The sequence below is a fragment of the Pseudoclavibacter chungangensis genome (assembly GCF_013410545.1).
In the GTDB taxonomy this organism is placed as follows: Bacteria; Actinomycetota; Actinomycetes; order Actinomycetales; family Microbacteriaceae; genus Pseudoclavibacter; species Pseudoclavibacter chungangensis.
Genome location: NZ_JACCFV010000001.1, coordinates 2,755,201 through 2,776,857 on the forward strand (window position 1 = coordinate 2,755,201; position 21,657 = coordinate 2,776,857).

At 71.6% G+C, this 21,657-nt stretch carries 21 protein-coding genes; 10 read left to right on the top strand and 11 right to left on the bottom strand.

The window, feature by feature from the left end:
* Positions 1–40: 40 nt before the first annotated feature.
* Positions 41–1,777, bottom strand: coding sequence for a rhamnan synthesis F family protein (locus HNR16_RS12175; protein ID WP_179558233.1), 1,737 nt, complete (start codon positions 1,775–1,777; stop codon positions 41–43).
* A 143-nt stretch (positions 1,778–1,920) separates the two neighbouring features.
* On the opposite strand from HNR16_RS12175, the gene HNR16_RS12180 reads away from it, so the two are divergent.
* The gene (locus HNR16_RS12180; RefSeq protein ID WP_158039973.1) at positions 1,921–2,973 is read left to right on the top strand and encodes a glycosyltransferase; all 1,053 of its coding nucleotides are present in this window, start codon (positions 1,921–1,923) and stop codon (positions 2,971–2,973) included.
* 79 nt (positions 2,974–3,052) lie between these two features.
* On the opposite strand, the gene rfbA is transcribed toward HNR16_RS12180, so the two are convergent.
* Positions 3,053–3,934 carry a glucose-1-phosphate thymidylyltransferase RfbA gene (rfbA, locus tag HNR16_RS12185; RefSeq protein WP_158039972.1) on the bottom strand — a complete coding sequence of 294 codons (882 nt, stop codon included), beginning with the start codon at positions 3,932–3,934 and terminating at the stop codon, positions 3,053–3,055.
* On the bottom strand, positions 3,931–4,551 hold the full coding sequence (locus HNR16_RS12190; RefSeq protein ID WP_158039971.1) for a dTDP-4-dehydrorhamnose 3,5-epimerase family protein: 621 nt from the start codon (positions 4,549–4,551) through the stop codon (positions 3,931–3,933). Before HNR16_RS12190 ends, rfbA begins: the two co-directional genes overlap by 4 nt.
* 146 nt (positions 4,552–4,697) lie before the next feature.
* Between HNR16_RS12190 and HNR16_RS12195 the strand changes: the two genes are divergently transcribed.
* The 5 genes from HNR16_RS12195 to HNR16_RS12215 all read left to right on the top strand — a co-directional run bounded on the left by HNR16_RS12195 (position 4,698) and on the right by HNR16_RS12215 (position 11,015).
* Positions 4,698–6,827: an acyltransferase family protein gene (locus HNR16_RS12195; RefSeq protein WP_158039970.1), complete on the top strand. Its 2,130-nt coding sequence runs from the start codon at positions 4,698–4,700 to the stop codon at positions 6,825–6,827.
* Between the two features lie 58 nt (positions 6,828–6,885).
* On the top strand, positions 6,886–7,821 hold the full coding sequence (locus HNR16_RS12200; protein WP_158039969.1) for a glycosyltransferase: 936 nt from the start codon (positions 6,886–6,888) through the stop codon (positions 7,819–7,821).
* 205 nt (positions 7,822–8,026) lie between these two features.
* Positions 8,027–9,010 carry a dTDP-glucose 4,6-dehydratase gene (gene rfbB / locus HNR16_RS12205; RefSeq protein WP_158039968.1) on the top strand — a complete coding sequence of 328 codons (984 nt, stop codon included), beginning with the start codon at positions 8,027–8,029 and terminating at the stop codon, positions 9,008–9,010.
* Positions 9,007–9,867: a dTDP-4-dehydrorhamnose reductase gene (gene rfbD, locus HNR16_RS12210; RefSeq protein ID WP_225737805.1), complete on the top strand. Its 861-nt coding sequence runs from the start codon at positions 9,007–9,009 to the stop codon at positions 9,865–9,867. The genes rfbB and rfbD overlap by 4 nt, the downstream gene beginning before the upstream one ends.
* Positions 9,867–11,015 carry a glycosyltransferase family 4 protein gene (locus tag HNR16_RS12215; RefSeq protein WP_158039967.1) on the top strand — a complete coding sequence of 383 codons (1,149 nt, stop codon included), beginning with the start codon at positions 9,867–9,869 and terminating at the stop codon, positions 11,013–11,015. The genes rfbD and HNR16_RS12215 overlap by 1 nt, the downstream gene beginning before the upstream one ends.
* Positions 11,016–11,181: 166 nt before the next feature.
* Here HNR16_RS12215 and HNR16_RS12220 read toward each other — a convergent pair whose 3' ends face one another.
* The 4 genes from HNR16_RS12220 to HNR16_RS12235 form a co-directional block, all read right to left on the bottom strand.
* Positions 11,182–11,625 (bottom strand): MarR family transcriptional regulator, encoded by a 444-nt coding sequence (locus HNR16_RS12220; protein ID WP_158039966.1) that lies wholly within the window; start codon positions 11,623–11,625, stop codon positions 11,182–11,184.
* 144 nt (positions 11,626–11,769) lie between these two features.
* Positions 11,770–13,164 carry an LCP family protein gene (locus HNR16_RS12225; RefSeq protein ID WP_179558234.1) on the bottom strand — a complete coding sequence of 465 codons (1,395 nt, stop codon included), beginning with the start codon at positions 13,162–13,164 and terminating at the stop codon, positions 11,770–11,772.
* Between the two features lie 58 nt (positions 13,165–13,222).
* Positions 13,223–13,726, bottom strand: a complete 504-nt coding sequence (gene purE, locus HNR16_RS12230; RefSeq protein WP_158039964.1) for a 5-(carboxyamino)imidazole ribonucleotide mutase — start codon at positions 13,724–13,726, stop codon at positions 13,223–13,225.
* Positions 13,727–13,830: 104 nt separating this feature from the next.
* Entirely contained in the window at positions 13,831–14,955 is a 1,125-nt protein-coding gene (locus tag HNR16_RS12235) for a 5-(carboxyamino)imidazole ribonucleotide synthase (protein WP_158039963.1), read from the bottom strand.
* Positions 14,956–15,092: 137 nt separating this feature from the next.
* Between HNR16_RS12235 and HNR16_RS12240 the strand changes: the two genes are divergently transcribed.
* Entirely contained in the window at positions 15,093–15,683 is a 591-nt protein-coding gene (locus HNR16_RS12240) for a GtrA family protein (RefSeq protein WP_179558235.1), read from the top strand.
* 10 nt (positions 15,684–15,693) lie between these two features.
* Here the strand turns inward: HNR16_RS12240 and HNR16_RS18870 are convergent, their stop codons facing one another.
* From HNR16_RS18870 to HNR16_RS12255, 3 genes are read right to left on the bottom strand one after another with little or no spacing between them, the layout of a single operon-like run.
* The gene (locus HNR16_RS18870) at positions 15,694–16,155 is read right to left on the bottom strand and encodes a PH domain-containing protein (RefSeq protein WP_158039961.1); all 462 of its coding nucleotides are present in this window, start codon (positions 16,153–16,155) and stop codon (positions 15,694–15,696) included.
* Entirely contained in the window at positions 16,152–16,937 is a 786-nt protein-coding gene (locus tag HNR16_RS12250; RefSeq protein WP_179558236.1) for a biotin--[acetyl-CoA-carboxylase] ligase, read from the bottom strand. Before HNR16_RS12250 ends, HNR16_RS18870 begins: the two co-directional genes overlap by 4 nt.
* A 38-nt stretch (positions 16,938–16,975) precedes the next feature.
* On the bottom strand, positions 16,976–17,440 hold the full coding sequence (locus HNR16_RS12255) for a hypothetical protein (RefSeq protein ID WP_179558237.1): 465 nt from the start codon (positions 17,438–17,440) through the stop codon (positions 16,976–16,978).
* Between the two features lie 229 nt (positions 17,441–17,669).
* Here HNR16_RS12255 and HNR16_RS12260 point away from each other — a divergent pair, with 229 nt between their 5' ends.
* On the top strand, positions 17,670–19,292 hold the full coding sequence (locus HNR16_RS12260) for an acyl-CoA carboxylase subunit beta (RefSeq protein WP_225737804.1): 1,623 nt from the start codon (positions 17,670–17,672) through the stop codon (positions 19,290–19,292).
* Positions 19,289–19,522, top strand: a complete 234-nt coding sequence (locus tag HNR16_RS12265) for an acyl-CoA carboxylase epsilon subunit (RefSeq protein WP_218868442.1) — start codon at positions 19,289–19,291, stop codon at positions 19,520–19,522. The genes HNR16_RS12260 and HNR16_RS12265 overlap by 4 nt, the downstream gene beginning before the upstream one ends.
* Positions 19,523–19,559: 37 nt before the next feature.
* Here HNR16_RS12265 and HNR16_RS12270 read toward each other — a convergent pair whose 3' ends face one another.
* Positions 19,560–20,828 carry a class I SAM-dependent RNA methyltransferase gene (locus tag HNR16_RS12270; protein WP_158039959.1) on the bottom strand — a complete coding sequence of 423 codons (1,269 nt, stop codon included), beginning with the start codon at positions 20,826–20,828 and terminating at the stop codon, positions 19,560–19,562.
* Positions 20,829–20,906: 78 nt separating this feature from the next.
* Between HNR16_RS12270 and HNR16_RS12275 the strand changes: the two genes are divergently transcribed.
* Positions 20,907–21,587 (top strand): Maf family protein, encoded by a 681-nt coding sequence (locus tag HNR16_RS12275; RefSeq protein ID WP_158039958.1) that lies wholly within the window; start codon positions 20,907–20,909, stop codon positions 21,585–21,587.
* The last annotated feature ends 70 nt before the right edge of the window (positions 21,588–21,657 follow it).

Below are 21,657 nucleotides of genomic sequence, written 5' to 3' on the forward strand. Positions count from 1 at the left end.
GCGCGTCGCGATCGGTCCCCGGCGGTCCGTCTCCCGCACGTTACCGGTCCTCCGTCGAGGTGTGCGCAGCGGCACGCGGTCGCGCGTTCCGAAGCCACGCCCGCGCGTTCCGGAGCCACGCCCGCACGATGCGGAACGCCCGCCCGGCACCGGGATACCGACGCACGAGGGCATCGGCGAGCGCGGGGCCCGAGAACCTGCCGTTCCGATTCGCCTGCAGGAACTGGTAGGGCGCCGAGGTCCCGTGCGGCAGCATCGCCATCGCCGTCTGGAGACGTTCGTCGATCCGGGCGTAGGCGGCCGCGATCTGCGTCGCCGTTCCCACCTCGACGGTCGTGTACCCCGCCTGCGCGACGATCCGCGAGGCGAGCAGATCGAGCCGACGCTCGAGCTCCTCACCGCCCCCCTCGATGCGTTCCGCGAGCGCGTCCCAGCCGCCGTTCGCCCGGAAGACGTCGACGATGGGTCGCAGCGCCTCGACGCGGTAGGCGGCCACGGCGGCGTACGGGGCCATCGGGCCGGGCCGGTCGAGCGGCCCCTCGAGCCCGAGGATCGCCGCGAGATCGGCCTCGCGCCCGTAGCGCCCCTGCCAGCCGTTCCCCGCGAGCTCCGTCCCGAGCTGCGGCTGGAGCGGGAAGGCCGCCCCGATGAGCGGGTGGTCGGCGAACTCCCACGCGATCGGCTGTGCGTCCTCCCACAGCGCCTGCTCGGCGTCACGCCGGGCGCGCGTCGTGAGTCGGGACGACGTGATCATCGCGGGGTGGCGGCCGCGCTGCACGACGAGATCGACACCGTGGAGCAGCCCCTCCGGGTCGCGGGCGAGCCACGGCCACACCGAGCCCTCGACCCGCCGGACCCGGAACGCGCCGGCGACGATGACGTCGCCGTCGGGGTCCCGCGAGGGCTCCTGCGCGAGCGAGCGGATCGGCGGACGCAGGACGAGTGCCGGCCGCGTCGCGAGACTCAGGGTGCGCGGTGGCACGCGCGGCGCGAGCGACTCGACGACGACCTCGGCGGGGAACTCGCGCTCGACCATCTCGTCGAACACCTCGGAGACCGCGACGCCGCGGTGATCCAGCTCGATGGGCGCATGGAAGAACACGCGCCGCTTGACGGCCGGACACCCGTCACGGAGCAGCTCGAGCGGCGCCTCCATCGTCGGGTTCGCCACCCCGTAGGGTGCCGCCGGGTAGGCGGCCTCGTGCACGAAGCCCTCCGCCGTGAAGTGCGAGGTGAACGGCACCTCGAAGCACCGGACGGCGTCCGCGTAGCTGTCGGTCGCGGGGAGCCGGGACCAGAAGTCGGCCCACGCCTGCGATGCGAGCATGCGACGGCGGATCGCGAGCCAGTACGACTGCAGGTGGGCCGGCATGGTGCCCCGGTGCCGGTACGGATCCGGGGTGAGTTCGGCGTGCTCCGTGAGGCCCCAGAAGTCGAGCCGCCGCGCGTCCATGCGGGCGAAGAGCTCGTCGAAGCCGTCCCGGAACGGACCGAACACGGTGCCGTTGACGAGCAGCAGCTCGTCGCAGTAGCCGACGTCCGCCCCGAGGAGCTCGAGGGCCGCCCCGTACCCGCCGATGTCGTAGCCCGTGTTCTCGCGCTCGTGCACCTGGTCGGCGACCCCCTCGAGCACGGCCCTCGCCGCCTGCGTGAGTTCACCGTTGGACACGACGAGCAGACGCGACGCGAACGGTCGGAGCCCCCCGAGCAGTCGACGGACACCGGAGTCGACCCGGCCGTCCGGATCGTAGTGGAGGAACACGATGATGCGTTGCACGCTCTTCCCCAATCGCCCCCTGGATCACGGTCCGTCGCGACGCATCAACCTACCAGAGTTGCACTCCCGGCGACCGCGTCGCGCTGCCCGTCACCGAGCGCGAGCCGAGCCGCCGCGCGGCGCCGCGTGCCAGGCTAGGGCGCATGAGCGAGTCACGTCTCGTCGCCGAACGCGCGACCGAACCGCACACCGACGCCCTCGCGGGCGAGCGCGTCACCGCCGTCGTGTGCACCTACCGCGGCACCGCGTTCCTCGAGGAACAGGTGCGTTCCATCCAGGAGCAGACGCGCCCGCCCGCCGAGATCCTCGTGACCGACGACGGCTCCGGGGACGGGACGGTCCCGCTCGCCGTCGAGGTCCTGGCGGCCGGGACGGTCCCCTACCGCGTGTACACGAGGGACTCGCCACTCGGCATCGCGGGCAACGCGTTCTTCGGACTGCAGCACGCCCGGACGCCGCTCGTCGCGTTCGCCGACCAGGACGATCGTTGGCACCCGGACAAGCTCGAGCGGCTCGTCCCACTGCTCGCCGACGACGCGAGCGCCTGGCTCGCCCACTCCGACGCGGCCCTCGTCGACGAGCACGGTTCGCCGCTCGGTGAGGGCCTGTTCGACTCGCTCGAACCGAGTGCGCGCGAGTGGCGGGACTACACGGGGCCGGAACCGTGGCGTCAGCTGCTGCGCCGCAACTTCGTGACCGGCGCGACGATGCTCGTCCGCCGCGAGCCGGCGCTCGCCGCCGGCCGCGCCCCGGCGCCGTGGATCCACGACGAGTGGCTCGCCGTGGCCGCCGCGCTGCACGGCGCGATCCGCGTGACCCGTGCGCCGCTCATCGACTACCGGCAGCACGGCGCGAACCAGATCGGCCAGCGCCGACTCGGACTCGGCGAGAAGATCGCGCGCATCACGGGGCCGGGTGCGGCACGTCAGCAGCGCAAGACGCAGCGGGCGGCGGCGCTCGCCGGACGCGTGCGCGCGCTCGGCGCGAGCGCCGAACAGGAGACGTTCGTCCGCCGCAAGGCCGCATTCGAGCGGGCGCGAGCGGCGCTCCCGGCCGCCCGCCCGCTGCGCGTCGCACACGTCGCGCGGCGGGCCCTCGCGGGGCAGTACGAGACCTTCGCGCGCGGCCTCGGGGACGTCGCGCGCGACCTCCTCCAATCACACACCGATGCCGCGACGGAGCCGGCCACGGACTGAGCCGCGCGGAGCGGCGCCGGACCGCGCCGCCGACGGACGGCACGCGCTCCGCGGAGCGCGTGCCGTCCGTCGTCGCGGGCTAGCGGAGTCCCGCGGCCTTCCGGTCGAGCAGCAGCTGCAGGTACTGCCCGTACCCCGACTTCTTGAGCGGCGCAGCGAGCTCGGCCAGTCGGGCGTCGTCGATCCAGCCGGCGCGCCAGGCGATCTCCTCGACACAGCCGATCTTGAAGCCCTGCCGGTCCTCGATCACCTTGACGTACTCGCTCGCCTGCATCATCGACTCGAACGTCCCCGTGTCGAGCCAGGCCGTTCCGCGGTCGAGCACCTGCACCTGCAGCCGCCCCCGCTCGAGGTACACGGAGTTGATCGACGAGATCTCGAGCTCACCGCGCGCGGACGGCGTGACGTTCTTCGCGATCTCGATGACGTCGTTGTCGTAGAAGTAGAGACCGGGCACGGCGAAGTTGCTCTTCGGCTGTGCCGGCTTCTCCTCGATGGACAGGGCGCGCATGTTGTCGTCGAACTCGACGACGCCGTAGGCCTCCGGGTTCGAGACGGGATACGCGAAGACGAGCCCGCCGTCGATCTCCCCGTGCTGCCGCAGCGAGGAGCCGAGGCCCGTGCCGTGGAAGATGTTGTCGCCGAGCACGAGCGCGACCGAGTCGTCGCCGACGAACTCCTCACCGATGATGAACGCCTGCGCGAGACCGTCGGGCGACGGCTGCTCCGCATACTCGATCGACACGCCGAAGTCGGAGCCGTCCCCGAACAGGCCACGGAACTGCGAGTTGTACTCGGGCGTCGTGATGATGAGGATCTCGTTGATGTCCGCCATCATGAGCGTCGACAGCGGGTAGTAGATCATCGGTTTGTCGTGGATGGGCATGAGCTGCTTCGAGATGCCCTTGGTGATGGGCCACAGGCGGGTGCCCGACCCGCCCGCGAGGATGATGCCCTTCATCGGGATCCTCCCGCCCGCGCCGTGAGTTCGTCGTAGTACGCACGCGCCTCGTCGTACCGGGGCAGGATCCCCAGCTTCTCGGCCTCGAGGAGCCCGGGTGCGTCGGTGTCCTTCGGCGAAAGGAGCAGCTCCTCCTCCGGCAGCCCGAACTCGAGCCCGACCGTCGTGCACAGCGGGTTGACACCGTGCTCGCGCTCCGGCGCGTACCCCTCGCTCACGAGATAGGTGACGACCGAGTCGTCCTCGAGTGCGAGGAAGGCGTGCCCGAGCCCCTCGGCGATGTAGATCGCCCGCCGGTCGAGGTCGTCGAGCCGGACGCTGTCCCAGGCACCGAACGTCGGCGAGCCGACGCGCACGTCGATCACGAAGTCGATCACCGCCCCCTTCGGGCACGTGACGTACTTCGCCTGGCTCGGCGGGACGTCGGCGAAGTGGATCCCCCGCACCACGCCGCGCTGCGACACCGACATGTTCGCCTGCTTGAGGTCGAGCGGATGGCCGATGGCCTCGGCGAGCCGATCCGACCGGTACCACTCGAGGAACATCCCCCGCGAGTCGCCGATGAGTTTCGGCGTGATCTCGTAGCTGTCGGGGACGCTGAGTTCGCGTATCTCCATGGTGCGAGTCTACGCACGGGGAACGGCGCGCCGACCGGTCCCACGGCGAGGCCCCACCCCGCCGCTCGAACGCCCGACGGTTCGTCCTCAGCCAACTACCAGACTAGGCTTTCGGGACGCCCACAGCCGCCGTCTCCATCGAGGTCATGTTTCTCCACGCCACAAACCGGCCCGTTCGCGCGCCCGAACAGCGTCCCGTCTCCGGCTACGTCGCCGAGATCCAGGGGCTGCGGACGGTCGCACTGCTCCTCGTCGCGACGTTCCACATCTGGTCGGGCGGCATCTCGGGTGGCGTCGACATCTTCCTCCTCGTCTCCGCCTATCTCATGACGCGTTCGCTGACGAACGCCGCCGAGCAGGGGCGGACCACGCGGGCGCTCCGGGTGACCGTCCGCAAGTTCGCCCGGATCGTCCCCGCCGCGGGCGCGACCATCCTCCTGACACTCGTCGCCGTCTGGCTCGTCGTGCCGCAGCGCAACTGGGAGGGCTTCAACACCGACGCCATCGCCGCGGCGACGTACACGATGAACTTCCATCTGCAGAGCGTCTCCGCCGACTACTACGACATGAACCGCCTCTGGACCTCGCCGTTCCAGCAGTTCTGGTCGCTCGCGATCCAGGGGCAGGTCTTCATCCTCTGGCCACTCCTCCACCTCCTCACGGAGTTCGTCTCGCGCACGCTGCGGCTGCCGCTGCGTCCCGCCCTGACCGTCCTGTTCGGCCTCATCGGGATCGCGTCCTTCGTCCACGCGCGCGAACTCATCGCGCTCGATTTCGCCTCCGCCTACTTCGACACGCTCGGGCGACTGTGGGAGTTCGCCGCGGGCTCCCTGCTCGCACTCGTCCAGCCCTGGTTGCGCGTCACCGACCGCGCGCGCGACGCACTCACGTGGCTCGGCCTCGCCGGGGTCGTCTCGTGCGGTTTCGTCATCCCCGACGACGCGATGTTCCCCGGCACGTGGGCCCTGTGGCCCGTCCTCTCGGCCGCGTGCATCATCGTCGGCGCCGGCGCGACGACCCCCGGGCTCGCCGCGCGGTTCCTGTCGAGTCGGCCGCTCGCCGTCATGGGCGGCTACTCGTACGCCCTCTACCTCGTCCACTGGCCGATCCTCGTCATCTCCCTCCAGGCGAACCATCGCTCGACCGTCGACTGGCTCTCCGGCTCGGTCATCCTCATCGCGAGCGTCCTCGCGAGCATCGCGCTCACGCGCTTCGTGGAGCGTCCCTGCGCCCGTCTCGTCGCGGTGCCGCGCGTGTCGGCACCGCACCCCGACCCGGCGGACGACCGTCGTCCCCGCTGGGGCTTCTGGCCGCGGTCGATCGCGATGATCGCGGCCTCGATCCTGCCCGCCGTGCTCGCCTCCTCCACGGCCCTCGGCGTGACCGAGCAGAGCCGCCAGGCCGCCGAGGAGGCGATCCACACCGCCGACTACGCGACGCTCGGGGCGCAGGACCCGGGCGGACGCATCGACCCGCCGCTCCTGCCGGACGACCTCATCGTGCGCACGATCTGGACCGAGTCGGGCGAGGACTGCCACGACGACGATCCGTACCGCACCGAGATGTGCTACGAGTACGGCGACGTGGAGAACGCGAGCCGGACGATCCTCGTGCTCGGCAACTCGCACTCCATGCAGTACAACGGCATGCTGCTCGAGACGGTGCAGCGTCATCCGGACTGGGCGCTCCGTACCCAGGTCTCACCGGGCTGCTACTTCACCCCGCCGTCCGTCTTCGACGACGACGGCTCCCTCCTCGACACCTTCCTGGGAGAGAGCGACTGCGAGCGCGTGTGGGAACAGGCGACGCGCTACGTGTTCGAACAGTCGCCCGACCTCGTCGTCGTGCTCGGGAGCAACTCCGCGACCGAGGACGTCGACAACATCCCCGAGGGGCTGCCCGAGTGGATCGACCACATCGCGGGCAACGAGGGCACCGACGTCGTCGCCGTCCGGGACAACCCGCGATTCCCGATGCAGCCCTACGACTGCGCCATGGCGAACGGATTCGGGGCGCCCGAGTGCGCGGGTTCGCCCCCGCCGCCGGACCCCGCCCTCGACGACCACGCAGACCGGATCCGCGCGGCGGGCGGCATCTGGGTCGACCTCACACCGACGATCTGCCCCGACGGCAGTTGCCCGCCGTCGATGGGCGGGGTCGTCACCTACATCGACGACAACCACCTGAGCGAGCCGTTCGCGCGGAGCATGGCGGGCGTGTTCACCTCCGAGGTGACCACGGCCATCGACTGGTGGCCGCTGCACACCTTCGAGTGACGCCCACCGGGCGCTCGCTACCATGAGCGCGCAACGACGATCGCGGCGGAAGGAAACCATGCCACAGGGACGGACACCGTCACCCCGAATCGCGGTTCTCCTCGCGACCCACGACGGTGAGCGGTTCCTGGCCGAGCAGCTCGCATCGATCCTCGACCAGCGCGGTGCCGAGCTGACGGTGTTCGTGTCCGACGACGCGTCCCGGGACGGGACCCTCGCGATCCTGGAACGCTTCGCCGCGGACGACCCGCGGGTTCGGATCCTTCCGCCCGGGACGTTCGGCGCGGCGGCACCGAACTTCTATCGGCTGCTTCGTGACGTCGACCTCACGCCCTTCGACTACGTCGGCTTCGCCGATCAGGACGACCTGTGGGCGCCGACGAAGCTCAGCCGCCACATCGAGCTGCTGCGCGAACACCGGGCGGACGGTGTCTCGTCCAACGTCACCGCGTTCCACGCCGACGGCACGCGTGTCCTCGTCCGCAAGGACTATCCGCAGCGCCTCGCCGACTACGCGTTCGAGACCCCCGGCCCCGGTTCGACGTATCTCGTGACGCGGCGACTCGCCGAGATGACGAAGCGTCAACTCACCGATCCGAACTCGCCGGCCGACCGCGCCGAGGCCCATGACTGGCTCGTCTACGCGCTCGCGCGCGCGGCCGGCCTGACGTGGGTCATCGACCCGGAATCGACCGTGGAGTACCGCCAGCACGACGCGAACGCGGTCGGCGCGAACACGGGCGTCTCGCAGGCGCTCAAGCGCGTGCGACTCATGGCTCGGGGGTGGCACCGGGGGCAGGTGCTCCTCACGGTCGACGCCTGCATCCGCGTGGCCTCACCCGAGGAACTCCCCCGGCTCCAGTGGCTGCACGAGATGCTCGAGCCCCGCACGCCGCTGAGTTCGGTGCGGCTGGCCCGGCGGGCGGGCCAGTACCGCCGACGGCCGCGTGACCGGGCCGTGATCGGCGCGTTCATGCTTCTCGGCCTCTGGTGACCCGGCAGATTCCGACACACACCGAGCGCGTCCCCACCGGGGACACCCCCGCGGGGCTCGCGAGCCGTCCCGTCGCGGGCCCGGTTTCGCGGCTCGAGCGAGCGCCGTGCACGGCCCACCGGATCGAGTCGCCCCGCGCAGCGCGATAGCATGGCCCGAACCGCGGGCTGCGCTCCGCCACTCGACCACGCCTCAAGGACTGTGAATGAAACTTCTCGTGACCGGCGGTGCCGGCTTCATCGGCTCCAACTTCGTCCGACGCACGCTGCAGGACGCCTTCCCCGGTCTCGAGGAGGCCGAGGTCGTCGTCCTCGACGCGCTCACGTACGCCGGGAACCGGGCGAACCTCGAGCCCGTCGCCGACTCGCCGCGCCTGACGTTCGTCGAGGGCGACATCCGCGACAACGCGCTGCTCGACGAGTGGTTCCCGAAGGTCGACGCGGTCGTGCACTTCGCGGCCGAGTCGCACGTCGACCGCTCCGTGCGCGACTCCTCGATCTTCGTCGAGACGAACGTCGTCGGCACGCAGCGGCTGCTCGACGCGGCCCTCCGCCACGACCTCGAGCGCTTCGTGCACGTCTCGACCGACGAGGTCTACGGCTCGATCGACGAGGGCGAGTGGACGGAGGAGTTCCCGCTCGAACCGAACTCCCCGTACGCCGCGTCGAAGGCGTCGAGCGACCTCATCGCACGCTCCTACGTCAAGACGCACGGCCTCAACCTCTCGATCACGCGCTGCTCGAACAACTACGGGCCGTACCACTTCCCCGAGAAGCTCATCCCCCTGTTCGTGACGAACCTCATGGACGGCAAGCACGTGCCGCTCTACGGCACGGGCGAGAACGTGCGCGACTGGCTGCACGTCGACGACCACTGCCGCGGCATCGCGATGGTCCTCACGCGCGGCCGCGCGGGCGAGGTCTACAACATCGGCGGCGGCACGCAGCTCACGAACGTCGAGATCACGAAGAAGATCCTCGAGCTCATGGGCGAGGACTGGTCGAAGGTCGACCACGTCGAGGACCGCCTCGGCCACGACCTGCGCTACTGCGTCGACATCTCCAAGATCCAGAACGAACTCGGCTACGCACCCCAGGTGCCGTTCGAGCAGGGCCTCGCCGACGTCGTGCAGTGGTACCGCGACAACCGCGCCTGGTGGGAGCCCCTGAAGGAGCGGGCGGCACTGTGAGCGCCGCCACGCGGTACCTCGTCGTCGGCGCGGGCGGCATGCTCGGGCACGACCTGCAGCGCGCCCTCGCCGGACGCGACGTCACCGCCCTCGGGCGCGCGGAGCTCGACGTGACCGATGCCGACGCGGTCGACGCGGCCGTCGCGAACGCGGACGTCGTGCTCAACGCGTCCGCCTACACGAAGGTCGACGACGCCGAGACGAACGAGGACCTCGCGTACGCGGTCAACGCGACGGGCACCGCGAACCTTGCGCGCGCGGCCGCGCGGCACGGCGCGAAGCTCGTGACGGTGTCGACCGACTACGTGTTCCACGGCGACGCGACCGAGCCGTACGCGGAGGACGCGCCGCGCGACCCGCTCAACGCCTACGGCCGGACGAAGGCGGCGGGCGAGGAGCAGGCACTCGCCGCGCACCCGGACGGCACCTACGTCGTCCGCACGGCGTGGCTGTACGGCGCGGACGGCCCGAACTTCGCGAAGACGATGGCGAAGCTCGCCGCGACGAAGCCCGAGGTGTCGGTCGTGAGCGACCAGGTCGGTCAGCCGACCTCGACCGCGGACCTCGCGGCGCAGATCGTCGCGCTCGTCGACGCCGACGCCCCCGCCGGGATCTATCACGGCACGAACTCGGGCGTCGCGAGCTGGTACGACTTCGCGCGCGAGATCTTCCGCCTCGCGGGCTTCGACCCCGAGAACGTGAAGAAGACCGACTCGACCGCCTTCGTGCGCCCCGCACCGCGTCCCGCCTACTCGGTGCTCGGCCACGACGCGTGGGAGCGCGCGGGGCTCGCACCCATGCGACCGTGGCTCGAGGCGCTCGAGGACGCCGCGGCCCAGGGGGTGCTGCGGGACTGATGGTCACGCTCCGTCTCGTCCTCGACCGCCTCCTCGATCCGAGGCCCGGCGGCTCGCGCCGCTATGCCTCGAACCTGGCGCGGGAGATCATCGCGCGCGCCCCGGCGGGCTGCGACGTCCAGGCGATCCTCCCGAAGGTCCCGGCCGAGGAGCTCGAGCGCTTCGAGACGGAGGTCCCGGGTCTCACGGGGGTCACGCAGGGGCCGCTCAAGCACGAGACGCTCGCGACGTCGTGGCGGCGGGGGCTCCTGACGGGCTCCGTCGGTGGCGGCTTCATCCACGCGATGGGCCTGTTCGCGCCCGTCCGCGACATCTCGCTCTCGTACGGCATCGACCAGACGGTCGTCACGGTCGGCCACACGACCGCGTTCCGGCGCCCCGAGCTCCTGCCGCCCGCCGAGGTCAAGTTCCAGACGGCCATGCTGCGTCGTGTCCACAAGTACGCGAGCGCCGTCGTGGCGCCGACGAACGCGGTCGCCGACGAACTCATGGACGTGTACGACTTCGGTGACCGACTGCGCGTCATCGGCGGGGCGGCGGACCCGGCGATCCGGCTGCCGGACGACGAGGCCGAGGGCGACCGCCTGGCCAGGGCGATGGGCCTCCCCGACGAGTACGTCATCACGTCGGCCTCGGTCGATCCGCGCAAGGGCCTCGAACACCTCCTGCGGGCGATGACCCTGCCGGAGATGCGGGACCTCCGGCTCGTGGTCGTGGGTCGGAGCGAACGCGGCGACGTCACGCTCGAGCAACTGCTCGTGCACGCCGGGCTCGGGCCCGACCGGGTCGTCGCGGTCGGGCAGATCTCCGACCAGCAGCTCGCCGTCGCCCTGCAGCGCGCCTCGGCGCTCGTCGTCCCGTCGCTCGAGGCGGGCTTCGGGCTGCCGATCGTGGAGGCGTTCCGCTTCGGGACCCCCGTCATCCACTCCGATGTGCCGGCCCTCATGGAGGTCGGCATGGACGCGACGATCGTCGTCGAGCGCGGCGACCTCGCGGGCTACCCGGAACGGATCGCGCACGCCGTCACGAGCGTCGTGACGGACACGGGCGTGGAGCGCGCGCTGCGGATCGCGGGCCGCGATCGTTCGGGCGTGTACCACTGGGAGTTCTCGGCCGACCAGGTCTGGACGCTGCACGCGGACCTCTGATCGCGCCACCCGCCGCCGGCCGAAAAAGCCGGGTTGTTGCTACCGGGCCTGCGGCCCGGTAGCAACAACCCGGCTTTTTCCGCGCGTGGGCACGCGGGCACGGGGGTGGGCACGGGGGTGGGCACGGGGGTGGGCACACGGGTGCGCGCGTGGGGGGGCGGGGTGCTCAGCCGTCCCAGCCGAGGTTCCGGGCGAAGTGTGCGAGCGTCGCGATCGTCGCGTCGTACTCCGCCTGCGCCACCCCGTCCGCGAGCCCGTTCTGCAGCTCGGTCACGCGCTTCGCGAGGTTCTCCGCGGCCCCCACGCCGCGCTCCGTCAACGCGTACGGCTCGCCCGCGCCGCCGACGACCCACCCGCTCTCCACGAGCTCGGCGAGGTGCGCGGCGGAGCCGACGAGGCCGTCCTCGCGTACCTCGGCCCCCGCATCGCGCAGGAACGGTGCGATGCGCTCGTCGAGCACCTCGACCGTCGCGGGCCCGTGTACGAGCACACTCATGAGCTGCCACTGACGTCTCGTGACGCCGTGCTCCTCGATGACCTCCGCGAAGCGGTCCTCGATGAGGCCGTCCACGAGCTTCAGCCAGAATCCGATCGGTCGCTCGTCTGCCATGCCCCGGACGTTACACGCCCGTCCTCGGCGTCACGTGCGGATCCGGGACGACGGCTCGGCGCGGCGCGCGGCGCAGGCGTCGGCGTCGGCCGGCGCGCACCGGGCCGCGTGCGCCCGACGCGCACGCCGGGCCGGGCACGCGCGTCACCCGCCCGAGTCGCTCGACCCGTCGTCGGTCGTCGCGGTCGGCTCGGGGTCCGCCGTGAACGAGTCCTGGATCGCCTGCTGGACGACGTCGATGTCCGGGTTCGCGGGGTCGACGAGCGGTGGAACGAGCTCGAGCGTCGTCTGCGGCTGGCTGCGTGATCGAAGCAGGAGGTCGGCCACCATGCCGGCCTCGCCCTCGGGCATGTCCGTCTCGACGAGCTTCTCGACCGCGTCCGTGACGGGCCCGATCCGCGACGCGAGGTTCGCGGGCGTCATCTCCGCGATGATCGCGGCCTGCAGCTCGCGCTGCCGCTCCATGCGGGCGTAGTCGGTCGTGTTGTAGCGCGACCGCGCGTACCAGAGCGCCGTCGCGCCGTCCATCTTCTGCACGCCGACGTCGATGTACTCCGTCGGCTCCGTCCATCCCTCGGAACCGTCGTCGTTGATGCCGAGCCAGACCTTCTCCGTGACGTCGATCGTGACACCGCCGAGCGCGTCGATGAGTTCGGCGAACCCGGCCATGTCGATGAGCGCGAAGTAGTGGATCTGCAGCCCCGTGATGCCTTCGACGGCCTCCTTCGTCGCCTCGATACCGGGCTCGCTGCCCTTCGCGGCGGCATCCGGGTAGAGGTCCGTGTGGTAGAGCTGCACCTCCGTGTAGACGGAGTTGATGTAGCACACGTCGACGTCGCAGTCGTTGTAGCCGTCCGGGTAGCGCTCCTTCATGGGACCGTCCGCGAACGGGAACGACTCGGTGTTCCGCGGGATGCCGATCGTCGTCGATCGTCCGGTCAGCACGTCGAAACTCATGACGCTGATCGAGTCAGGGCGCAGGCCCTCGCGATCGGCGCCGCGGTCGCCTCCGAGGAGCAGGATGTTGATCCGGCCGTCGGTCGGCCACTTGATACCGGCCGAATCGCCACCGAACAGCGTGTGCACGGTCGAGGCCACCTGGTTCGCGACGTTGCCCGCCGTGAGTCCGACGATCGAGGGGACGATCGCGAGCACGACCGCGATGATCGCAATGAGGGGCCGCGCGAGCGCATCGAGCTTGATGAGTCGCGTGAGGCGCAGGGCGTCGATCTGCGACAGGAACCAACAGGCGATGAAGATCCACATGACGAGCACGACGGCGCGGATGCCGAGCTCGCTCGTCGCGGTCACGAGGATCGGTGCGCGGAACACGAGCGCGCAGACGCCGACGACGACGAGCAGCACGATCCCGGTGAGCCACAGCCCGAGCATGAACCGCCCGAAGCGCCGGTTGCCCGCCACGACCTGCGCGGTCCCGGGCAGCACGAAGTTGCCGAGCACGAGCCACCACGCACGACGCGTCATGAGCCGCGCGTCGCCGGTGTCCGGCGTGCGGAGGGAGGGGGTGGCTGTCATCATGTCGCGAGCATCTCGTCCGGTCGGTGCTGGGGGCGTTCGGGGCCGGCGGCGGTCCACCTCAGAGCGTGCGCTGCAGCGCGTCGTTCTTCTCGTCGACGAGCAGCCGCAGGGACTCGGCATGCTCGGCGAGCGCTTCGGCGATGCGCGGATCGCTCGCGCCGAGGATGCGGGCCGCGAGCAGGCCGGCGTTCGTCGCGCCCCCGATGGACACGGTCGCGACGGGGATACCCGCGGGCATCTGGACGATCGACAGGAGCGAGTCCATGCCGTCGAGGTACTTGAGCGGGACGGGCACGCCGACGACGGGGAGCGTCGTCATCGAGGCGACCATGCCCGGCAGGTGCGCCGCGCCGCCGGCACCCGCGATGATGACGCGGAGTCCGCGCCCGGCCGCACCGCGCGCGTAGTCGACGAGCTTGTCGGGCGTCCGGTGCGCCGAGACGACCTCGACCTCGACGGGAACGTCGAAGCCGGCGAGGGCGTCGCGGGCGCCCTGCATGACGGGCCAATCACTGTCGGAGCCCATGATGATGCCGACGAGCGGTGCCGTGTTCGTGCTCATTCGGCAGAGCATATCCGGCGCAGGTCCCGGCGACGTGCACGACTCGGCGGTGAACGCCGAGCGCCCGCGACGGCGCGCTCGCCGCCGCGGGTCCCCGTCGCCCGTCAGTCGTCGAACGCCTGCGCGGCCGCCCGCGCCTGGTAGACGACGTCGTCGAGGTCCTCCCCCGAAACCGTCACGTGCCCGACCTTGCGGCCGGGGCGCGCCGACTTGCCGTAGGTGTGCAGTTTCGCGGCCGGGTGCGACGCCCAGGCGCGCTCGAATCGCGCGTCGATCGGCTCGTCCTGCGGCCCGCCGAGGATGTTGACCATGACGCTCCACGGCGCGCTCGGCGTCGGGTCGCCGAGCGGCAGGTCGAGGACGGCGCGCAGGTGCTGTTCGAACTGGCTCGTGACGGCGCCGTCGATCGTCCAGTGGCCCGAGTTGTGGGGCCGCATCGCGAGCTCGTTGACGAGCACCCGCTCGTCGGTCGTCTCGAAGAGCTCCACGGCGAGCGCGCCCGTCACGCCGAGGCCCTCGGCGATCCCGACGGCGATCTCAGCGCACACGGCCCGCACGCGGTCGTCGGGCGCCGTCCCGGGGGCCGGAGCGAGCACCTCGGCGCACACGCCGTCGCGCTGAACGGTCTCGACGACGGGCCAGAGCGCGACCTGGCCGGACGGGCGCCGGGCGATCTGCTGCGCGAGCTCGCGCCGGAAGTCGACGAGCTCCTCGACGAGCAGCGCGTCGAAGTCGGCGAACCAGTCGGCGCCCTCGACGCCGGCGGACACGATGCGCACGCCCTTGCCGTCGTACCCGCCGCGCGGGGTCTTGAGCACGGCGCGGCCGCCGTGCGCGTCGACGAACGCCTGGAGTGCCGCCTCGTCCTCGACGGCGGCCCACTCGGGTACGGGCACGCCGAGCTCCGAGAGCCGTCGTCGCATCTCCAGCTTGTCCTGCGCGAAGCGCAGGGCGTCGGGGCCCGGTTGCACCGAGACGCCCGCGTCGACGAGCACACGCAGGACGTCCTGCGGAACGTGTTCGTGGTCGAAGGTGACGACGTCGACGTCGCGCGCGAACGCGAGCACCGCGTCGACGTCGTCCGCGGCGCCGATCGCCGTCGCGGCGAGCGCGGCACTCGAGCCGGGCTGTTCGGCGAGCACGCGCAGTTCCACGCCGAGCTCCACCGCGGGCGGGATCATCATCCGGGCAAGCTGTCCGCCGCCGATCACTCCGACTCGCTGCACCATTCGATCGCCTCTCCGTCAACGTCCCGCGGGGTCGCACTCGATCATTCCAGACGCCCGGGGCTACACTGAACCGGCCGACGGGGCCGGGTGACCGCAACGTGGATGCCGGCAGACCATCGGGAGAGGACCGAGCGCGCGTGACCGAAGACCCCGAGCCGCGGCGGCCCGTTCCCGCGGACCTCGTCGAGTTCGTCGCCGCCGAGCGCGCGAGCGACCCCGTCACGACGGACACGCCCCTCCCCGAGCGCCTCGGCCTGTTCCTGCGGCTGCGTCAGCTCGCGACGCAATTGCTCCGCTTCGGGCTCGTGGGCGGCGTCGGGTTCTTCATCGACATCGGCGTGTTCAATCTGCTCAGCATCACGTTCTTCACCGACGATCGCTTCGTCGGCGCCACGCTCGTCGCGAAGACCCTGTCGACGCTCGTCGCGATCGCGTGGAACTGGGTCGGCAACCGCTACTGGACGTTCCGTCGGCACCGCCGCGAGAACTCGACGCGCGAGGCCGTGGAGTTCTTCGCCGTGAGTCTCGCGGGCCTCGTCGTCGGACTCCTGCCGCTCTGGATCATCCACTACGGCTTCGGGTTCGACTCGCTCGCCGCCGACAACGTGTCGAACCTCATCGGACTCGCGATCGGCTCGGTGTTCCGCTTCGTGCTCTACCGCTGGTGGGTCTTCTCGCCCGCCCGCGCGACGCGCGACGCGCGCAGCGGGCCGCTCCCCGCGCGCTGAGGACGAACCGTCACCCGGCGCGTTCGCGGTGCCGCATCGTGCTGAGTTCCCGCAGCGACTCGCCAACGACACGCGCGTCGGGCACGTCGTTCAACCGCACGCGGCGCCCCGTCACCGCCGTCAGTTCGATCGTCGCCGACCCGAAGGCTGACTGCAGCGGGCCGCGCCGCGTCGTCACGTCGATCACGTCGCCGAGATCGATCTCCCGCTCCCTGCGGCCGACGAGCCCGTCGACCGCGATGACCCGGTGCGTGGTGATGATGTAGTGGGTGCGGAGCCACACGACGATCGGCAGGAGCCCGACGACGGCGACGAGGAGGACGAGGCCGGTGATGCCGAGTCCCGTCGCGAGCGGGGAGCCGAACCCGGCCGTCGCGACACCGAGGCCGCCCGCGCCCACGACGAGCGCGAGGCACGGGATCACGAGCCGGCGTCCGTGGGGTCGGAGCCGGACGACGCGGGCCTCGTTCACGCCTGCCCGTCGGGACGGACGCGCTGGACGTCGCCCGCGACGACCGTCCGGCGCGCGCCGTCGTCGGTGCGCACGACGAGGTGGCCGGCGGGCGTGATCTCGACGGCGTCGCCGACGAGGGCGCCGTGGTCGGGCAGCGTCACGCGCACGCGCGTGCCGAGCGTCGCGCTCGTGCGCTGGAGCTCGCTCACGACGCCCGCGTCGACGGCGTTCCAGTTCGCGGCGACGAGCCCGTCGACCCGGCGGGTGAGTTCGGCGAGGTAGCGATCGAGCACGCGGTTCGCATCGACGGGCCGCCCGGCGGCGATCCCGAGCGACGTCGCGGTGGGGACGGGCAGCTCCGCCTCGGTGAGCGACACGTTCACGCCGGTCCCGATCGCGCACGCAAGTTCGCCGTCACGCGCGCCGAGCACCTCACCCAGGATGCCCGCGACCTTGCGTCCGTCGACGAGCACGTCGTTCGGCCACTTGACGAGCACGCGCGCCGCGTCGTCGTCGAGCTCCGCGACCGCCGCCTCGCGCAGCGCGAGCGCGGCGAGGAGCGGGAGGAGTCCGAGGGATTCACGCACGGTCGGCGCGTCGCGGAACCGCAGCACGGTGGCGATCGCGAGCCCCGTGTCCGGCGGGCTCGACCACACCCGCCCGAGCCGGCCCCGGCCGCCCGTCTGATCGCTCGTGACGACGCTTGACAGGTGCGGCAGCACCCGGCCCGTGACGTCGGCCCGCCAGCGTTCCCGGGCCGCGTCGAGCGTGGACGGTGACGAGTCGAGTCGGATCAGCACGCGACCACCGTCCTCGCCCCTCGCACGCCCCTTCGCCGTCACGGGTGGGCCCCGCCGACGGGTGCGGCGACGAGCGCCGCGTCGAACCCGCCGAGGTACACGAAAGTGAGGAAGATCGCGACGACGACCGACAGCACGGCGATACCGATCCCGAGCACCGCGAATCCCCACGGGCGGCCACGGAGGCACAGCGCGATGATGCCGAGCACGACGGCGACGAGGGCGGGCGTGAACGAGAGCAGGATGCTGAAGTTCGGCATCGGGATGAGCGCGATGACCGCCGCGAGGATCGAGACGATGAACGACCAGCGTCCCACCGGGTTGACCGCGGCGTGCGCCGCGTCGCCGTCGGGTGACGCCGGGACGCTCGCCTCCGCGTCCTCCTGTGCCGCCTCCCCGTTCGTCCCGCTCGCGTCGTCGCGAGCACTGTGCGATCCGAAGACACCGCTCAGGTCGTCGTCCGGTCCGATCCGGCGCATGGGGGCGTCGTCCTGGCTCGTCACGTCCCGCGCCCCCCTTGTCGTCACCGTCTCCTGAACGTCCGCTCGACTCACACGGTACTCCCGTCGGATTCGACGTCGCTCACCCCCCGGCGAGCCGATGGACCGTCGTCCGCTCACACGGTACCGCGCGGTCGGCGGGCTCGCACCCCGTCGGCGGGCCGGAGCCCGTCGTGGTGCCCCGGCTCCGGCCCGCCGACGCCGGAGGGCCCCGAAAAGGTAGGGTGCAGATGTGATTGGTGCAGCAGACGACGCAGACGCCGTGGCGCGGGCCCGGGCCGAGGCCCTCACGACGCAGGGACGGCTCGCCGACCTCCGTTCGCGGTACGCGGAGGCCGTGACCGATGCCGAGGCCGCTTCCGCCGCGAAGCAGCACGCGAAGGGCAAGAAGACGGCGCGCGAGCGCATCGAGGGGCTGCTCGACCCTGGCAGCTTCGTCGAGATCGACGAGTTCGTGCGCCACCGCACGACGGCGTTCGGCATGGACGCGAAGCGGCCCTACGGCGATGCCGTCATCATCGGCACGGGCACGATCCACGGCCGGAACGTCGCGGTCTACTCGCAGAACTTCACGGTGTTCGGCGGCTCGCTCGGCGAGGTCGCGGGCGAGAAGATCATCAAGATCATGGACCTCGCGATCAAGACCGGGGTGCCCTGCATCGGCATCCTCGATTCGGGCGGCGCGCGGATCCAGGAGGGCGTGGTCGCGCTCGGCAAGTACGGCGAGATCTTCAAGCGCAACACCGCCGCATCCGGCGTCATCCCGCAGATCTCGATCATCATGGGCCCCGCAGCGGGCGGCGCCGTCTACTCCCCCGCGCTCACCGACTTCGTCATCATGGTCGACAAGACGAGCCACATGTTCGTCACCGGCCCCGACGTCATCAAGACCGTGACGGGCGAGGAGGTCGGCTTCGAGGAGCTCGGCGGTGCGCTCGCGCACAACCGCACCTCGGGCGTCTCGCACTACCTCGCCTCCGACGAGGACGACGCGCTCGACTACGCGCGGGCGCTCCTCAGCTACCTGCCCGACAACAACCTCGCCGAACTGCCCCGCTACGACGCGGAGCCGCAACTCGAGGTCACCGACTCGGACCGCGTGCTGAACCGCCTCGTGCCCGACTCCCCGAACCAGCCGTACGACGTGACGACCGTCATCGAGCACATCGTCGACGACGGCGAGTTCCTCGAGGTGCAACCGCTGTTCGCGCCGAACATCGTCATCGGCTTCGCCCGCGTCGAGGGCAACCCCGTCGGCATCATCGCGAACCAGCCGAACGCGATGGCCGGCACGCTCAACATCGAGGCGGGCGAGAAGGCCGCCCGGTTCGTGCGGTTCTGCGACTCGTTCTCGATCCCGATCCTCACGCTCGTCGACGTGCCGGGTTATCTGCCCGGCACCGACCAGGAGTGGTCGGGTGTCATCCGCCGCGGCGCGAAGCTCCTGTACGCGTACGCCGAGGCGACCGTGCCGCTCGTCACCGTGATCCTGCGCAAGGCCTACGGCGGTGCCTACATCGTCATGGGCTCGAAGCAGCTCGGCGCCGATCTGAACTTCGCCTGGCCGACGGCCGAGATCGCCGTCATGGGCGGGCAGGGTGCCGTCAACATCCTCTTCCGCGGCGAGATCAAGAAGGCCGAGGAGGACGGTGAGGACGTCGCCGAGGTCCGCACGCGCCTCGCGAACGAGTACACGTACAACGTCGCCTCGCCGTTCCTCGCGGCCGAGCGCGGCGAGCTCGACTCGGTCATCGAGCCCGCGGCGACGCGTGTCATGATCACGAAGGCGCTGCGGACGCTCCGGACGAAGCGGGCGTCGATGCCGCCGAAGAAGCACGGGAACATCCCGCTGTGAGCGACACGGACGAGATCGACCACGGCGCACCGCGCATCCTGCGGGGAAATCCGACCGCGGAGGAGATCGCGGCCGTCTCGGCCGTGCTCGCGGCGCTCGTCGAGGCCGGTCTCACGGCGGACCGGCCGCGGGACGTCCCGCGCCCCGCGTCCGCGTGGACGCGCTCGCAGCGCTTCCTGCAGGGCGGCGGCAGTGCCTCCGACCCGTTCGGCGGTCGCTTCGGCCACTGAGCGTCGGCACGGCCGCGGGGCGCCGCAGCGCGTCGTCTCAGCGCACGGGCCGGAGTGTCGCGACGCACTCGACGTGGTGCGTCGACGGGAACAGATCGAATGCCAGGATCCCGCCCGGCTCGTAGCCGAGTTCGCGGAACGTGCCGACGTCGCGCGCGAACGCGACGGGGTCGCACGCGACGTAGACGATCTGGGCCGGGCCGAGTTCCACGAGTGAGCGCACGACCGCGCCGCCCGCACCGGAACGTGGCGGGTCGAGCACGATCGTCGCGCGCCCGAACGCGTCGCGCGCCGCGGCACCGGAGTCTCGTCCGAGGTGCTCGAGATACCGGTCGACGCGCGCCGTGACCGCGCTCGCACCCGGCAGTCCGGCGAGGTTGCGGCGCGCGTGCTCGGTCGCGGCACGCGCCGATTCGACGGTCTCGACGCGGACGTCGGCGCCGCCGACGTCCGCGAACGACGTCGCGAGGAGCCCAACGCCGCCGTAGAGATCGAGGTTGGGTGCGCGCGGATCGAGCAGTTCGGGGTCGATCGCCGCCCCCACCGCGCCGACGAGTGTCGCGGCGGCGTCGCGGTGCACCTGCCAGAAGCCGTCCTGATCGACGTCGAATTCGCGTGCACCGACGCGTTCCCGGACGACACCGGCGCGCGTGGCGCGTCCCCTGTCCGGAACGGGCCGCACGAGCGCCTCGCCCTCGCTCGCGGCCGTGAACTCCAACCGTCCGGGCCCTCGGGCCGTCCGGTGCCGGTCGGCGAGTGCGTCGATCGCGTCCACCGCGAGCGGGAGGCGTTCGACGGGGATCACGCGGTGCGAGCGGGCCGCGTACGGACCGACCGTGCCGTGCTCGTCGACGTGGAGCGTCACGCGCGTGCGCCAGCCGGTGCCGTCGCCGTCCGCGTCGCCGGCCGTCGATGCCACCTCGACGTCACGCGTCACGCCGCCGAACCGTGCGAGCGCGTCGGTCACGACACGGCGCTTCAGCTCACGCTGCGCATCGGGACGGAGGTGCCCGAACTCGGCCCCACCGGGTCGAAGCTCGGGGTCCCGCGTGATGTCCGCCTCGGGCCACACGTGCGCCCGGCGCGCCTCGTGCGCGCGGTCCACGACGTCGAGCGCGACAGCACGCGCGAACGACCGCTTCACCTGCGTGATGCGCGCGCGGACGACCTCGCCCGGTGCCGCATCGGACACGAACACGACGCGCTCGTCGGCGCGCGCGACGAAGACACCACCGTGGGCGACGTCGCCGACCTCCAGCTCGAGTTCGTCGCCGACCTCGGGGCGCGCCCCGCTGCTCTCTGGCATCCTCACTCCGATCCCGCCTCGCGGCGTCGGCACCACGCTACCGGCCCGGACGGAGCGGGCCGTCGCTACGCTGCCGCCATGCGTCTCTACCTCGCCTCCACCTCCCCCGCCCGGCTCGCGCTCCTGCGCGCGGCGGGTGTCGATCCGGTCGTCCTCCCCTCGCACGTGGACGAGGACGCCGTGCTCGCGCGCGAGGCGGCCTCGCGCGGCGTCGACGTCGATGCCCTCGAGCCGCAGGAGGTCGTGCAGTTGCTCGCACGCGCCAAGGCGATCGCGGTCGCCGACGACCCCGATGCCCTCGACCCCGATACGGGCGGGCCGCTCGACGGGTTCGTGCTCGGCGGCGACTCGATGTTCGAGTTCGCGGGTCGCGTGCTGGGCAAGCCGCACGAACCGGCGGTCGCGCGCGCGAGGTGGCTCGAGCAGCGCGGCGGGACGGGCACGCTGTGGTCCGGCCACTGGCTCGTCGATCGCCGCGCGGGTGCCGGCGGCCCCGGCATCGGACGCCCGGCGCACGCACGCGTGACGTTCGTCGCGGATCTCGACGATGCCGAGATCGACGCGTACATCGCATCGCGCGAGCCACTCGAGGTCGCCGGTGCGTTCACGATCGATTCGCTCGGTGGTCCGTTCATCGAACGCATCGAGGGTGACCCGTCGACCGTCGTCGGTCTGTCGCTCCCGACCGTCCGGCGACTCGTCCGCGAGTCGGGCGGTGAATGGTTCCACCTGTGGCGTGGGGCGGCGACGCTGCCCTGAGCCCGCGGTCGCTCGCGCCCGCACGCGAACGGCGGTCGGCCGGACACCGTGGTGTCCGGCCGACCGCCGT

What these genes read in the sequence shown, in the direction of transcription:
- HNR16_RS12270 (WP_158039959.1), bottom strand. Translation starts at nt 20,828, where the DNA reads ATGCCAGAGAGCAGCGGGGCGCGCCCCGAGGTCGGCGACGAACTCGAG.
- HNR16_RS12235 (WP_158039963.1), bottom strand. Translation starts at nt 14,955, where the DNA reads ATGGTGCAGCGAGTCGGAGTGATCGGCGGCGGACAGCTTGCCCGGATG.
- HNR16_RS12195 (WP_158039970.1), top strand. Translation starts at nt 4,698, where the DNA reads ATGTTTCTCCACGCCACAAACCGGCCCGTTCGCGCGCCCGAACAGCGT.
- HNR16_RS12215 (WP_158039967.1), top strand. Translation starts at nt 9,867, where the DNA reads ATGGTCACGCTCCGTCTCGTCCTCGACCGCCTCCTCGATCCGAGGCCC.
- HNR16_RS12200 (WP_158039969.1), top strand. Translation starts at nt 6,886, where the DNA reads ATGCCACAGGGACGGACACCGTCACCCCGAATCGCGGTTCTCCTCGCG.
- HNR16_RS12275 (WP_158039958.1), top strand. Translation starts at nt 20,907, where the DNA reads ATGCGTCTCTACCTCGCCTCCACCTCCCCCGCCCGGCTCGCGCTCCTG.
- HNR16_RS12190 (WP_158039971.1), bottom strand. Translation starts at nt 4,551, where the DNA reads ATGGAGATACGCGAACTCAGCGTCCCCGACAGCTACGAGATCACGCCG.
- HNR16_RS12225 (WP_179558234.1), bottom strand. Translation starts at nt 13,164, where the DNA reads ATGATGACAGCCACCCCCTCCCTCCGCACGCCGGACACCGGCGACGCG.
- HNR16_RS12180 (WP_158039973.1), top strand. Translation starts at nt 1,921, where the DNA reads ATGAGCGAGTCACGTCTCGTCGCCGAACGCGCGACCGAACCGCACACC.
- rfbA (WP_158039972.1), bottom strand. Translation starts at nt 3,934, where the DNA reads ATGAAGGGCATCATCCTCGCGGGCGGGTCGGGCACCCGCCTGTGGCCC.
- rfbB (WP_158039968.1), top strand. Translation starts at nt 8,027, where the DNA reads ATGAAACTTCTCGTGACCGGCGGTGCCGGCTTCATCGGCTCCAACTTC.
- HNR16_RS12220 (WP_158039966.1), bottom strand. Translation starts at nt 11,625, where the DNA reads ATGGCAGACGAGCGACCGATCGGATTCTGGCTGAAGCTCGTGGACGGC.
- purE (WP_158039964.1), bottom strand. Translation starts at nt 13,726, where the DNA reads ATGAGCACGAACACGGCACCGCTCGTCGGCATCATCATGGGCTCCGAC.